The following is a 13,561-nucleotide window of genomic DNA, read 5'->3' as shown; positions in this document are numbered from 1 at the left end:
CATGGCCCGATTGCTGAAATTCCTCCTGTTCGGCGCCGTGGCGGCGGCCATCGGCTTTGCCGCCTACGAGGCGCTGCGCCAGAAGCCGGTGCCGGTCGACCTCGCCGCCGTCACCGAGGGGCCGCTTACCGTCACGGTGGACGAGGAGGGCATGGCCGAGTTCCGCGACATCTATACCGTCTCGGCACCCTATGCGGCGCGGACCGAACGCAGCCCGCTGCATGTCGGCGACCGGCTGGAGGCAGGGCGCAGCCTTATCGCGACGCTGCATCCGATCGAGCCGAGCTTCATCGACACGCGCTCCGAGCGCGAGCTGAACGCTGCGGTGGGCGTTGCGGCTGCCGCGGTGGAGCTTGCCGAGAACGAGCTGGCCATGGCCGATGCGGACCTGCAGCAGGCGGAATCGGACCTCAGGCGCGCCGAGCGGCTGCGGGAGAACAACACGATCTCCGCGGCGGCGCTGGAGACGGCGGCGACCAATGTCCAGATCAAGCAGGCGACGCTGCAGCGGGCGCAGAGCCAGGTGGCGCTACGCCAGAGCGAGCTGGCGAGCGCGAAGGCGCGGCTGATCCAGCCAGGCGACGTGCCGGCGGGCGGCGCGTCCGACCGCTGCGTCCCGCTGCTTTCGCCGATCGACGGCGTCGTCGTCGCAGTGCCGATCGAGAGCGAGGCGGTTGTCCAGACCGGAACCTCGCTGGCCGAGATCGGCGATCCCCGCCGGCTGGAAGTGGTTGTGGACCTCCTCTCCTCCGACGCGGTGCGGGTCCGCGAGGGCGCCGATGCGGTCATCACCGACTGGGGCGGCCCGGACCTGCCGGCGCGGGTGCGGCGCATCGAGCCGACGGCCTTCACCAAGGTCTCGGCGCTCGGCATCGAGGAGCAGCGCGTCAATGTCAGGCTCGACATCCTTTCGGCGTCGGAGCAGGCCCTGCTGCCCGGCCACCGCTACCGGGTCGTCGTGAAGATCGTGCTGTGGCACGGCGAGGACGTCCGCCGCCTGCCGCTGGGCGCGCTGTTCCGGACCGGCGACCGGTGGAGCGTCTATGCCGTCGAGGACGGCCGGGCGGCGTTGCGCATGGTCGACATCGGCCACCGCGATGCGGACACGGCGGAGGTGCTGGGCGGACTGACGACGGGCACGTGCGTGGTGTTGTTTCCCAGCGACACGATTTCCGACGGTGTCGGCGTCGTGTCGCGGCAGGACCCGGGGGCGCCATCCTCCTGCGCTATCCCCTAAGGGGGGCCCTCTCCCCCGGCGACACCGAATAACGCGGCCGTGATCGGATGCGGCTTGAAAGCCGTTCCTGCCGGACCCAAGTGCTGGCCGTCCCGCTGGTCCGGGCCCCTCTGGCAAGAGCGCCGGCTCTCTTGCGATGTCGGACCGTTTCCCGATTTCGCATATGCCGGCCGCAGAGGGATCCGTCATGGAATTCGCGTTTCTGTTCGCCGACTGGCTGGGCAAGCCCGCCTGGATGTGGCTCGGCTTCGTCGCCGTCGTCGTCGCGCTCCTCGTCTTCGATCTCGGCGTCCTGCACAAGGACGACCGCGAGATCGGCGTGAAGGAGAGCTTCAGCCTTTCCGCCTTCTACATCACCCTCGGTCTCGCCTTCGGCGGCTTCGTCTGGTGGACGCTCGGCGAGGAGCCGGCGATCAACTACGTCACCGGCTTCCTGGTCGAGAAGACCCTGGCGATGGACAACGTCTTCGTCATCGCCATGATCTTCTCCTACTTCGCCGTGCCGCGGGTCTACCAGTATCGCGTGCTGTTCTGGGGCATCCTCGGCGTCATCGTCCTGCGCGCCATCATGATCGGCGCCGGCGCGGCGATCGTCACCAACTTCTCCTGGGTCCTCTACCTCTTCGCTGGCTTCCTGGTCCTCACCGGCATCAAGATGCTGTTTTCCTCCGGCGAGGAGAAGCCGATCGGCGACAACCCGGTCATCCGGTTCATGCGCCGGCGCTTTCGCGTGACCGAGGAGTTCCACGGCCCGCGCTTCCTCGTCCGCCAGCCCGACCCGAAGACCGGCCGGCCGGTGCTGTTCATGACGCCGCTGCTGATGGCGCTCGTCCTGATCGAGATCGCCGACGTGATCTTCGCGGTCGACTCGGTGCCGGCGATCTTCGCGATCACCACCGATCCGTTCATCGTCTACACCTCGAACATCTTCGCGATCCTCGGCCTGCGGGCGCTGTACTTCGCGCTGGCGGCCATGGCGCACCGCTTCGCCTATCTCAAATATGCCCTGGCGGGCGTGCTGATCTTCATCGGTGGCAAGGTCTTCGCCGCCGATCTCCTCGGCATCGACAAGGTGCCGCCGCTGATCTCGCTGGGCGTCACCCTGGCGATCCTCGCGGCCGGCATCATCGCCTCGCTGGTCGCAACGCGCGGAGATGCAGCGCCCGTGGAAGCGTCCCGCGGCGCCGGCCGCGCGGCGGACTAGCCGGTCCGGCCCCGGCTCCGGCAACCGACGGCCCCGGCAGGGCCGACGGTCTGCCGGAGCGGGCCGCGAGACAGACGACCAGGCTGCGTCCCCGCGACGGAGCGGAGATTGCCGATCGGTATAATCCGGTACATCCGCCCGTCAGAGGGCGGGGCTAGGATGGTCCCGTCATCTATTTCGCCGGAGCCCCGCCATGTCCCAACAAACCCTCTCACGGCCGGTGACCGGCCAGACCTGGCAAGGCTGGTCGCGCCTGCAGGTCGTCCTGCACTGGCTCGTCGTCGGCCTGATCATCCTGCAATACATCGACAGCGAGTCGATGGAGGCGCTGTTCGACGCGACCTTCGAGGCGAGCGCCTGAGCGCCTTCGACTCGACGCTCGGCTGGGTCCACATCGTCGGCGGCTCCGCCATCCTCGTCGCCATGGCGATCCGCGTCATCGCCCGCGCCACCCGGGGACGGCCGCCGCATGATCCCGACGAGCCGACGTGGACGTACTGGCTGGCCCGGGTCACCCATGTGCTTCTCTACGTGACGCTCCTCGCCATGCCGGCCTTCGGGCTCCTCGCCTGGATCACCGGCAACGAGACCTTCGCCGACCTCCACACGCTGCTCTGGACGCCGCTGCTGATCCTCGTCGGCGTGCACGTCGCCGGTGCGCTGGTCCAGCATTTCTGGTTCCGGACCGATGCCCTGCGCCGGATGACGACGCTGCGGCGGGAAACGATGATCCGCATCAATGCAGCGCCCGGAAGAAGCCGCTAGGGTAAAGGCCGGCTCGTGTCCGGATCGCCGCGGCCGTCGCGGCGTTTCCGGGACAGCCCGGCCCAGTGGTCGTCGCGGGAGAGGCGGCGCGACAGGCCGCGACCCTGCCGATCCTGGCCCGTCTGGAGACGCCCATGCCGCGAACCCTGTCTCACCCGGAAAACCATCTCGTCGAGCGGATCGGCTGGCTCCGCGCCGCTGTCCTCGGGGCGAATGACGGCATCGTCTCGACGGCGAGCCTGATTGTCGGCGTCGCCGCCGCCGCGGCGGCAACCCCCGACATCGTGATCGCCGGCGTCGCCGGTCTCGTCGCCGGCGCGATGTCGATGGCGGCGGGAGAATATGTCTCGGTCTCGTCGCAGTCCGACACCGAGCGGGCCGACCTCGCCCGCGAAGCCGCGGAGCTGCGCGACGATCCCGCGGGCGAGCTCGAGGAACTGACGCAGATCTATGTCGGCCGCGGCCTCGACCGGGAACTGGCCCGCGAGGTCGCCGTCCAGCTGACGGCTCGCGACGCGCTCGGGTCCCATGCGAGGGACGAGCTCGGCATCTCGGAGGTGACCACGGCCCGCCCGGTCCAGGCCGCGCTGACGTCGGCGGCGACCTTCGCCATCGGTGCGGCGATGCCGCTGCTCATGGTCTTCGTCGCCCCGACGGACCTCCTCATCCCCATCGTCTCGGGGGCTTCGCTGGCCTTCCTCGGGATCCTCGGCGCCATCGGCGCCAGGGCTGGCGGCGCGAACATCTGGCGCGGCACCGCCCGCGTCGCCTTCTGGGGCGCGGCCGCCATGGCGCTCACCGCCGGGATCGGCGCGCTGTTCGGCCAGACGGTTTGACGGCGGCTCTTGAACGGGCAGAATCCGGCGACCTGATCGTCGCGACGGCATCGCGTGCCCCGGTCGCAGGCTGTCTGGCCCCCCTCGGCGTGCGATTTCCGACGACCAGCGCCGGCCGATGCCGCCAATTAACTGGCCGGGCACCTCCATCACGGGCTTCCCGCCAACCTCCCGGCGTTCAGCCCCGAAGCCGGCCAGGTCTACTCGGCTTCCTTGGACGGACGACCGTGAGCTGAAGGGCCCCGCCCGCTTCGCCCGCCTCGCCGGCACCGTCCGTCGGGGCCGGCGAAGCCGATCCGCTCACGTCTTCAGCCCGTCGACGAAGATGTCGATCAGGCGGATCACGTTCTCCTCCCAGCCCGGATCCTTGCCCATCAGCGACATGCCGATCACCACGTGCAGAATGTCCTCGGCGGTGACGTCGGCGCGGATCGCTTCCGCCGCGATGGCGCGCTTCAGCAGCATGCCGGCGGCCCGGGTCAGGTTGGCCTGGGAATAGGCGTAGACGTCCGACGAACTGTCCACCGCCAGCGCCAGGGCCGTCAGCGCGCCGCGCTTGGTCGCGACCAGCCGGATGCTGGCGCGCAGCCATTCCCGCAGGGCGGCGACCGGATCCGCCGCCTTGGCGAGTTCGTCGGCGAGCGCAGCCAGCTGCTCGACCTCCCGCCGGTAGACCGCCTCGAACAGCGCGTCCCGTGTCGGGAAATGCCGGTAGAGCGTCCCGATCCCCACCCCGGCGCATCGGGCAACCGCCTCGAGGCTCGCCTCTGCCCCGCCCGTGCGGAATACCTCCGCTGCCGCGGCGAGCAGGCGTTCCCGGTTCCGGACGGAATCGGCGCGGGGTTTGCGCATTGCCTTGGCGGACTTCAATGCCATCTGGAAATTTCGAACTCCTCGAGACTTGTAAACGGAGGGCCCCTCCGTATATTCCGGTTTGCGCCGACGGTCGCTGCCGATCCCGCCTTCGGGTTCACGTCCCGGCGCGGCGATCTGCGGTGACCGGCGGCGACGGCCGCCGCCATTGGCTCCGAGATATCATCGAACGGGTGAGCGCATGAACCATTCCCTAAGCCTGACAATCAACGGCGAGGCGCGGCATGTCGATATCGACGACCCGCGCGTGACGCTTCTCGACCTCCTGCGCGAGCGGCTGGACCTCACCGGCACGAAGAAGGGCTGCGACCGCGGACAATGCGGCGCCTGTACCATCCTCGTCGACGGCCGGCGCATCAATTCCTGCCTCGCCCTCGCGATCAGCTTCGACGGCGCGGCCATCACGACGATCGAGGGGCTCGCCGAGAACGGCGAACTGCATCCGGTGCAGGCCGCCTTCATCGAGCATGACGGCTTCCAGTGCGGCTACTGCACGCCCGGCCAGATCATGAGCGCCGTCGGCCTCATCGCCGAGGGCCAGGCCGGCACCGATCCGGAGCGTGTCCGCGAGGGCATGAGCGGCAATCTCTGCCGCTGCGGCGCCTATGCCGGCATCACCGAAGCGGTGATCGACGCGCAGGGCCGGCTGGCCGGGACCAACCAGGAGAAAGCCGCATGAACCGGTTCGACTATGTCCGCCCCGCGACGGTCGCCGAGGCGATCGCCGCCGCCTCGCAGCCCGGCGCTGTCTTCCTCGCCGCCGGCACCAACCTTCTCGACCTGATGAAGGGCGGCATCGCCCGCCCCGACCGTCTCGTCGACATCACCCATCTGCCGGACCTCGCGGCGATCGAGATGCTGCCCGACGGCAGCACCCGCATCGGGGCGATGGTGCGCAACGCCGATCTGGCCCACGACCCGGATTTCGCCGCCCGCTTCCCCGCGGTGGCCGAGGCGCTGCTGTCGGGGGCCTCCGCCCAGCTGCGCAACGCCGCGACGGTCGGCGGCAACCTCATGCAGGAAACCCGCTGCCGCTATTTCTACGACACCGCCAGCGCCTGCAACCGGCGGGCGCCGGGCAGCGGCTGCGACGCGCTGGAGGGCGAGAACCGGGCGCATGCGATCCTCGGCTGGAGCGAGCACTGCATCGCCACCCACCCGTCGGATTTCTGCGTGCCGCTGGCCGCGCTGGACTCGGTGGTCGAGCTCGAGGGAGCCGACGGCCGGCGCGAGGTGCCGCTTGCCGACTTCCACCGCCTGCCCGGCACGACGCCCGAGCAGCGGACGGTCCGGCGCCCGGGCGAGATCATCGTCGCGGTGCGCCTGCCGGCCGAAGCCGCCGCCTTTGCGAAGCATTCCCGCTATCTCAAGGTGCGCGAGCGCACCTCCTACGCCTTCGCGCTCGTCTCGGCAGCCGCCGGGCTTGTGATGGACGGCGACCGCATCGCCGAGGCGCGGATCGCGCTCGGCGGCGTTGCGGCCAAACCCTGGCGCTGCGAGGCGGCGGAAGCCGAGCTCGCCGGCCAGGTGCCCGGCCCCGAGGCGTTCGAGCGTGCCGCGCGCGCGGCGCTCGTCGGCGCCGCGCCATCCGGCGACAACGCCTACAAGATCGAGCTGGCGCGCCGCGCCGTCACCCGCGCCCTGCAGCAGGCGGCCGCCGGCACGCCCGCGCGGCTGCCCGCCCTGCCCGCCTCCCCCTTTGCTCCGGCTCCCGCAGGTATGCACCATGTCTGATATCCGCCTGACCGAGAACTCCCAGCACCGCCGGCACGGCTCCAATAGCGGCCAGGGCCTGACCCGCCGCGAAGGTGTCCTGAAGGTCACCGGCGCCGCCACCTATGCCGCCGACAACCACCCGGACGGCATGCTCTATGCCGTCTGCGCCACCAGCACGATCGCAAGGGGCCGCGTCGTCGGCCTCGACGAGGCCGCGGCGCGCGCCCATCCGGGCGTCGTCGACGTGCTGACGACGGGCAACCGACCGGCCCTCGCCATGGACCCGGACGCGAAGACCAACCCCTTCATGTTCCGACTGGACCTCCTGCAGAACGACCGGGTCCGTTATGCCGGCCAGCCCATCGCCGTGGTGATCGCCGAGACGCTGGAGGCGGCGAGCGAGGGCGCGCTGCTGCTTGCGCCGCGCTACGAGGTGGATGCCGCCCGCGTCGGCCTCGACGGGGCCGAGAGCTTCGTGCCGCAAGCGGTCGGCGTCGGCAGCCCCTCGCTCGCCGAGAAGGGCGATGTGGAGGCGGGCCTGCGCGGCGCGCATCGCCGCGTCGAGGCGACCTACGAGACCCCGGCGCAGTACCACAACGCGATGGAACCGCATTGCGTCGTCGCCGCCTGGGACGGCGACCGGCTGTCGCTCGACATGCCGACGCAGGGGCTGGCCATGGCGCAGCAGCGCCTCGCCGGCCTGTTCGGCATTCCGCCGGAGAATATCGCGATCCGCAGCCCCTATCTCGGCGGCGGCTTCGGGTCGAAGGGCTTCCCGGCCGGCCCGCAGGTGCTCGGCATCATGGCGGCGCGACACACGGGCCGCCCGGTGAAGCTGGTGCTGCCCCGCGAGCAGATGTTCGGCCCCGTCGGCCACCGCGCCGCCACCCGCCAGTCGCTGCGCATCGGCATCGCCGAGGATGGCGCCCTCACCGCCATCGCGAACCACACGAGGACGGCGTCGAGCACCTTCGACGACTTCTTCGAGCCGGCGGCGGACGTCGCGCACACGCTCTATGCGAGCCCCGCCATCCGCACGAGCTACGACGCCGTGCGTCTCGACACCGGCACGCCGCTCTTCATGCGGGCGCCGGGCGAGGCCAGCGGCTCGATCACCCTGGAGAGCGCCATCGACGAGGCCGCCTATGCCGCCGCGATGGACCCGCTGGCGTTCCGGCTGAGGAATTACGCGGACGTGGAGCCGATGTCCGGCAAGCCGTTCTCGTCGAAACGCCTCAGGGACTGCTACGAGCACGGGGCCGAGCGCTTCGGCTGGACCGCACGACCCCTCGAGCCCCGCCAGATGCGCGATACGGACGGGCTGCTCGTCGGCTGGGGCGTCGGCACGGCGACCTTCCCGGCGGTGATGTTCCAGGCGAACGCCCGCGCCGTGATCCGCCGCGACGGGCCGGCGCTCCTGGAGACCGGCGCCCACGACATGGGCCAGGGCGCCTGGACGGCGCTGGCGCAGATCGGCGCGGACGCGCTCGGCCTCTCCATCGACGCGGTCGAGTTCAGGGCGGGCACGTCGGACCTCCCCGACGCCGGCATCGCCGGCGGCTCCGGCCACACCGCGACCGCCGGGCTGGCGCTGCACAATGCCGGCGTCAACGTGCTCGCCCGATTGGCCGACATCGCGATGGCCGACGAACGCTCGCCGCTCTTCGGCGCCGGCAATGTCGGCACGCTGGCCCGCGACGGGCGCCTGGTGCGGCGTGACGACGAAAGCCGCGGCGAGTCCTTCGCGGCCATCCTGGAGCGTGCCGGCCTCGCCGAGATTGACGCGAGCGGCCAGGGTGCCGTCGACGGTGCTTCGCAGGAGGCTTACGCCATGCACGCCCACGGCGCGGTGTTTGCCGAGGTGAAGGTCGATCCCGATCTCGGGCAGATCCGCGTGAGCCGGCTGGTCGGCGCGTTCGCCGCCGGGCGCGTCATCAACCCGCGGCTGGTCGAGAGCCAGCTGTTCGGCGGGATGATCTGGGGCATCTCCTTCGCCCTGCACGAGCATGCGGTCGTCGACCACCGCTCGGGGCGGATCATGAATGCCGACTTTGCCGAGTACCATATCCCGGTCAATGCCGACGTCCCCTCGCTCGAGGCGATCCTCGTGCACGAGGACGATCCCCACGTGAACGCCCTCGGGATCAAGGGCGTCGGCGAGATCGGCATCACCGGCACCGGCGCCGCCATCGCCAATGCCGTCTGGCACGCGACGGGCCGGCGGCTCCGGCGGTTCCCGATCATGCTGTCCGATCTGATCGGCGAGCCGCAAAGGGACTAGGGAGGAGACGCCGGGGCCCCGACCTCCACCCCGCCTGCGCCCGGAGAAACGGTTGAGCCGCTCCCGGGCGCAGGAGCGGCCTCCCCGTTCAGCGTGACCGTTCGCGCGCCGGGTCGTCGTCCGGAAAATCGAGCCCGTCCGCCATCGTCTCGTCGACCTTGTCCGGCGTCGCGCCGTCGCCGTGCCGGCCGGGTTTGGCGCGTTCCGTCTCGCGCTCCCGCGCCTTCGGGTCCTGCCGGTCGTTCTCGTCGGCGGGGATGTCGGGCTTGTCGGCTGTCATGACTGTTCCTCCTTGGAAGAGCATGAACGCTGCGAATGCCCGGAGTGGTTCCAGCGCCGGCATCCGGCATCGGCCGATCTTCGCCTGGAAGCGGCAGATCCGGGTCGGGGCAGCCGAGGAGGCTTGCACCTGGCGGGCGATGGCGCCCTCCCCGCACAAGGTGTAGAATTGCGCCGTCGGCCGCGGACGTGGGACTGGCGCCATCGCCGCGCGACCGGCGAGAGCCGCCCGCGAGGCGCGATCCGCTGCAGCCAAACGGGCACTTTGACTTTCGATCCCTGAGACCGGCGCGAGCTGGACGCTCGCGTCCTGGCATGAACCAACTCATGGAGTTCGTCATGACGAAAGCAAACGCTGGGCGCCGTTTCTTCCCCACGCCCACCCTCCTCTTCGCAACCGTCGCCCTCGCCGGGCTCCTGCCCGGGGCCGCCGCGACAGCCTGTCCGCTCGGCAGCCACCAGGGCTCGCAGGCCCATCACCTCCACCGGCTGTGGCAGATGGCCCAGCTGTCGGGAGCCGGCGCCCAGCCTATGGCCGAGGCCCCGTCCACGGCCCAGGGTAAGCCCGGCCGCACCGAGATCGGCACCTATGCCCGCGACCTGCCGTCGAGCGCCGCGGCGCCGCGCAGCACGGCGCGCCCGCCGCTCTTCGACAATCTCGGCAAGCTGAGCTGGGCGGCGGCCGGGCAGATGACGCCGGAGGCCCGCGCCTATTTCGACCAGGGCTACCGGCTCGGCTGGGGCTTCAACCATGCCGAGGCGGCCCGCGCCTTCCGGGCCGCGCAGGAACTCGATCCCGACTGCGCCATGTGCTTCTGGGGCGAGGCGTGGGTCCTCGGCCCGCACATCAACTACCCGATGCTGGAAGACGCCAATGTCCGCGCGCTGGCGGCGCTGGAAGCGGCGCGGCAGCGACTGCCGGGGGCCGACGAGAAGCAGGCGGCGCTGATCGAGGCCTTGGCGAAGCGCCACTCCGCCGACCCATCGGCCGACCGCAAGGCGCTGGACGAAGCCTACGCCGACGCGATGCAGGCGGTGCAGGAGCGGTTTCCCGACGATGCCCACATCGCGGTGCTGACCGCCGACGCGATCATGAATCTCAGCCCGTGGGACTACTGGGCCGAAGACGGCAGCACCCCGAAGGGCCGCACCGCCCGGATGATCGCGCTGCTGGAAGCGACGCTCGGCGATGCGCCGCTCGGGCCGCTGGTGCCGGAACCGGACCATCCGGGGGCGATCCATCTCTACATCCATGCCGTCGAGGCGTCGGACTACATGGAGCGCGCCATACCGCATGCGGAACGGCTCGAGGCGCTCATGCCGGGGGCCGGGCACCTGGTGCACATGCCGAGCCACATCTGGTATCGCACCGGCCGCTGGCGCGAGAGCCTCGACGCGAACATCCGCGCCGCCAAGGCCGACGAGGCGCTGCTCCAGGAGGGCGGGGCGAGCCTCCTCTATGCCGAGGGCTATCACGCCCACAACGTCCACTTCATCCTGACCTCGGCCCTGATGGGCGGCGACGGCACCACCGCCCTCAAGGCGGCGGAGGCGCTCGCCGGCATGGTCTCGGACCGTGCCAAGCGCGACGTTCCCTGGACCCAGCCCATCGCCGCCGCGCCCTACAACGTCCACGCGCATTTCTCCCCGCCCGAGACGGTGCTCGCCCTGCCGGAGCCCTCGGCCGACTTCCCCTTCGTGCGGGCCGCCTGGCACTACGCCCGCGGCGTCGTCCTGGCGCGGACCGGGCAGCGACAGGCAGCGCTGGACGAGGCGGCGGCGATCGACGCCCTGGGCGCCACGCCGGATATCGAGGCGATGCCGGCGCAGGGCGTCCCCGGCCCGACGATCCTCGCCATCGCGGCCAGGGTGATCGAGGCCCGGGTGGCACAGGCGGAGGGGGACCACGCCAGGGCCGCCGCGGTGTTTGCCGAACTCGCCGCCACGCAGGACCAGATCCCCTACATGGAGCCGCCCTTCTGGTACTATCCGCTGCACCAGTCCTTCGGTGCCGCCCTGCTGGAACAGGGCAACGCCGAGGAGGCCGAGGCGGCCTTCCGCGCGGCGCTGGAGCGCTCGCCCAACAATGGCTGGGTGGCGGCCGGCCTGCTGCGCGCAGCCGAGATGCGGGGCGACGCAAGGGCGGCCGAAGAGGCGCGGCTGTTGATGCAGAAGAACTGGTTCGGCGCCTCGCCGCCCGACATCGGCCAGCTGTGACAGGCGAGAGGGGCACGGGGAAACCCGTCGCCCCTTTCGCGGATGCCCCGATCCGCACCCCGGATGGACGGCCGGGGCGCGCGGCCGGCCGCCTCGGCGGCGGCGCCGGCGGCTACGCCGGCACCGCGTCCCGCCGCTTCCAGAACAGCGGCCGTGCCGCGATCGGCAGGAAGATCGCGGTGCCGATGATCGTGGTGGTCAGTTCCGGCGCCACCAGCAGGATCGCCGCGAAGCCGAGCAGCACGCGCTCCCACCACCAGAGCCGGTCCAGCAGATAGTCCGAGAACGCCGCGGACAGCGCGGTGATGCCGAGGACGCAGCCGAAGGTCGCCAGCGCGAATTCCTGCAGGCTGAAATCCTGAACCATGATCAGCAGCGACGGGGAGAACACGAAGACGAACGGCACCAGCGCCTTGCCCATGCCGAGCCGGAAGGCCGTGTTGCCGGCGGTGAACGGGTTCGCCCCGGCGATGCCCGCCGTGGCGTAGGCGCAGAGCGCCACCGGCGGGGTGATGTCGGCGAGGATGCCGTAGTAGAACACGAAGAAGTGCGCCACCAGCGGCTCGACGCCGAGCAGCGCCAGGATCGGCGCCGTTACCGTCACCATGATCAGGTAGTTCGCGGTGGTGGGCACGCCGGTGCCCATGATGATGCAGACGACGCCGGTGAGGATCAGCGTCATCAGCAGCGTCAGCGCTGCCGTGCCCATCAGCTCGAAGGGCATCACCGCTTCCGCCGCAGCCGCCCAGGACGCGGCCGTCGAGGTGACGATGTAGGCGACCTTGAAGGAAACGCCGGTCAGCGTGACGACGCCGATGACGATGCCCACCGTCGCCGCCGCCGCGCCGACGGCGAGGGCATATTTCGCGCCGGTCACGAAGGCGTCGAAGATGTCGAGCGGGGTCAGCCGGTGGCGCGGGTTGACCAGGCCGATGACCATGCAGGCGGTGATGCCCCAGAACGCCGCCAGATACGGCGTGAAGCCGTTCATCAGGATGGCGACGAGGACGAAGAGCGGGATCAGCGTCGGCCAGTCGCGCTTCAGGACGCGCCAGATCTGCGGCATCTCCTCGCGCGTCAGGCCGCGCAGGCCGCGGCGCTTGGCCTCGAAATGCACCTGCATCAGCACGCCGAAGAAATGCATGAAGGCCGGCACCAGCGCGGCGATCATCACGTGCGTGTAGGGGATCGCCAGGAACTCGATCATCAGGAAGGCCGCGGCCCCCATGATCGGCGGGGTGATCTGACCGCCGGTGGAGGCCGCGGCCTCGACCGCGGCGGCGAAATGGCGGGGATAGCCGATGCGCACCATCGCCGGGATGGTCAGCGAGCCGGTGGTCACGGCATTGGCGATGGAGGAGCCGGAGATCGAGCCCATCAGCGCCGAGGCGACCACCGAGACCTTGGCCGGGCCGCCGGAAAACCGCCCGGCGATCGAGGTGGCCGTGTCGATGAACAGCTGGCCGAGCCCCATGCGCGTCGCCAGCACGCCGAACAGCACGAAGTGGAAGACGTAGGTCGCGACCACGCCGACGGGCAGGCCGTAGATGCCTTGGCTGGTCAAATAGAGGTGGTTGACCAGCGTCGACCAGCTCGCGCCGGGATGCACCAGGAGGCCCGGCGCATAGCGCCCGAACATGCCGTAGGCCATGATGATGATGGCGATCACCGGCAGCGGCCAGCCCATCGACCGCCGCGTCGCCTCGAGCAGCACGGCGATGAGGATCGAGCCCATGATGACGTCGATCGCCAGCGGATTGCCGACGCGGAAGGCGAGATCGTGGAAGACCCACGGCACGTACAGCGTCGAGACCACCGCGAGCGCCATCAGCACCCAGTCGACGACCGGAATGCCGGCGGGTCGCCAGAGCGAGCCGCCATAGAGCTTGTCGTCGCCGCGCTTGCCGGAGAACACCAGGAAGATCAGCGCCAGCACGAAGGCCATGTGGACGCCGCGATGGGTGACCTCGCGTAGCAGCCCGAAGCCGGCGGTGTAGTAGTGGAACAGCGACAGCGAGAACAGCGCCAGCGCGGCGATCCAGCTGGCCACCGGCCCCAGCGGGCGGAAGCGCACCTCGGGGTCGAACTTTTCCTCCAGTTCGCGCGCCTTGGCTTCGTCGAAGGTCACGTCCGGCGCCGTCATCGTCAAATCC

12 protein-coding genes are annotated in these 13,561 nt (G+C 70.5%); 9 read left to right on the top strand and 3 right to left on the bottom strand.

All coding sequences use genetic code 11. From position 1 onward, the window contains the following. Position 1: 1 nt before the first annotated feature. The 5 genes from LXB15_RS02515 (at position 2) to LXB15_RS02495 (ending at position 4,042) form a co-directional block, all read left to right on the top strand. Positions 2-1,237 (top strand): efflux RND transporter periplasmic adaptor subunit, encoded by a 1,236-nt coding sequence (locus tag LXB15_RS02515; protein ID WP_233950721.1) that lies wholly within the window; start codon positions 2-4, stop codon positions 1,235-1,237. A gap of 187 nt (positions 1,238-1,424) precedes the next feature. Next, positions 1,425-2,441 (top strand): TerC family protein, encoded by a 1,017-nt coding sequence (locus LXB15_RS02510; RefSeq protein ID WP_233950720.1) that lies wholly within the window; start codon positions 1,425-1,427, stop codon positions 2,439-2,441. 193 nt (positions 2,442-2,634) lie between these two features. Beyond that, positions 2,635-2,802 (top strand): hypothetical protein, encoded by a 168-nt coding sequence (locus tag LXB15_RS02505; protein WP_233950719.1) that lies wholly within the window; start codon positions 2,635-2,637, stop codon positions 2,800-2,802. Further along, complete coding sequence (locus tag LXB15_RS02500; RefSeq protein WP_255696842.1) at positions 2,742-3,206, top strand: cytochrome b; 465 nt, start codon at positions 2,742-2,744, stop codon at positions 3,204-3,206. The genes LXB15_RS02505 and LXB15_RS02500 overlap by 61 nt, the downstream gene beginning before the upstream one ends. Positions 3,207-3,340: 134 nt before the next feature. Beyond that, positions 3,341-4,042, top strand: coding sequence for a VIT family protein (locus tag LXB15_RS02495; RefSeq protein ID WP_233950717.1), 702 nt, complete (start codon positions 3,341-3,343; stop codon positions 4,040-4,042). Between the two features lie 300 nt (positions 4,043-4,342). Here LXB15_RS02495 and LXB15_RS02490 read toward each other — a convergent pair whose 3' ends face one another. Then, the gene (locus tag LXB15_RS02490; protein WP_233950716.1) at positions 4,343-4,918 is read right to left on the bottom strand and encodes a TetR/AcrR family transcriptional regulator; all 576 of its coding nucleotides are present in this window, start codon (positions 4,916-4,918) and stop codon (positions 4,343-4,345) included. A 178-nt stretch (positions 4,919-5,096) separates the two neighbouring features. Between LXB15_RS02490 and LXB15_RS02485 the strand changes: the two genes are divergently transcribed. Genes LXB15_RS02485 through LXB15_RS02475 form a run of 3 tightly spaced genes read left to right on the top strand, consistent with a single transcriptional unit; the run spans position 5,097 to position 8,912 of the window. Next, the gene (locus LXB15_RS02485; protein WP_233950715.1) at positions 5,097-5,594 is read left to right on the top strand and encodes a (2Fe-2S)-binding protein; all 498 of its coding nucleotides are present in this window, start codon (positions 5,097-5,099) and stop codon (positions 5,592-5,594) included. After that, positions 5,591-6,649 carry a xanthine dehydrogenase family protein subunit M gene (locus tag LXB15_RS02480; RefSeq protein WP_233950714.1) on the top strand — a complete coding sequence of 353 codons (1,059 nt, stop codon included), beginning with the start codon at positions 5,591-5,593 and terminating at the stop codon, positions 6,647-6,649. Before LXB15_RS02485 ends, LXB15_RS02480 begins: the two co-directional genes overlap by 4 nt. Beyond that, positions 6,642-8,912 carry a xanthine dehydrogenase family protein molybdopterin-binding subunit gene (locus tag LXB15_RS02475; protein ID WP_233950713.1) on the top strand — a complete coding sequence of 757 codons (2,271 nt, stop codon included), beginning with the start codon at positions 6,642-6,644 and terminating at the stop codon, positions 8,910-8,912. Before LXB15_RS02480 ends, LXB15_RS02475 begins: the two co-directional genes overlap by 8 nt. Positions 8,913-9,000: 88 nt before the next feature. On the opposite strand, the gene LXB15_RS02470 is transcribed toward LXB15_RS02475, so the two are convergent. Beyond that, a complete protein-coding gene (locus LXB15_RS02470) occupies positions 9,001-9,192 on the bottom strand; it encodes a hypothetical protein (protein ID WP_233950712.1) in 192 nt (63 codons plus the stop codon). A 338-nt stretch (positions 9,193-9,530) separates the two neighbouring features. Between LXB15_RS02470 and LXB15_RS02465 the strand changes: the two genes are divergently transcribed. Continuing rightward, complete coding sequence (locus LXB15_RS02465; protein ID WP_233950711.1) at positions 9,531-11,408, top strand: hypothetical protein; 1,878 nt, start codon at positions 9,531-9,533, stop codon at positions 11,406-11,408. A gap of 112 nt (positions 11,409-11,520) precedes the next feature. Here the strand turns inward: LXB15_RS02465 and LXB15_RS02460 are convergent, their stop codons facing one another. After that, positions 11,521-13,551 (bottom strand): TRAP transporter permease, encoded by a 2,031-nt coding sequence (locus tag LXB15_RS02460; RefSeq protein ID WP_233950710.1) that lies wholly within the window; start codon positions 13,549-13,551, stop codon positions 11,521-11,523. Positions 13,552-13,561 lie beyond the last annotated feature (10 nt).

It is taken from the genome of Aurantimonas sp. HBX-1 (genome assembly GCF_021391535.1).
Classification (GTDB): Bacteria; Pseudomonadota; Alphaproteobacteria; order Rhizobiales; family Rhizobiaceae; genus Aurantimonas.
Note: the sequence above shows the minus strand (reverse complement) of the source record. Positions and strands in the feature narration are given on the sequence as shown.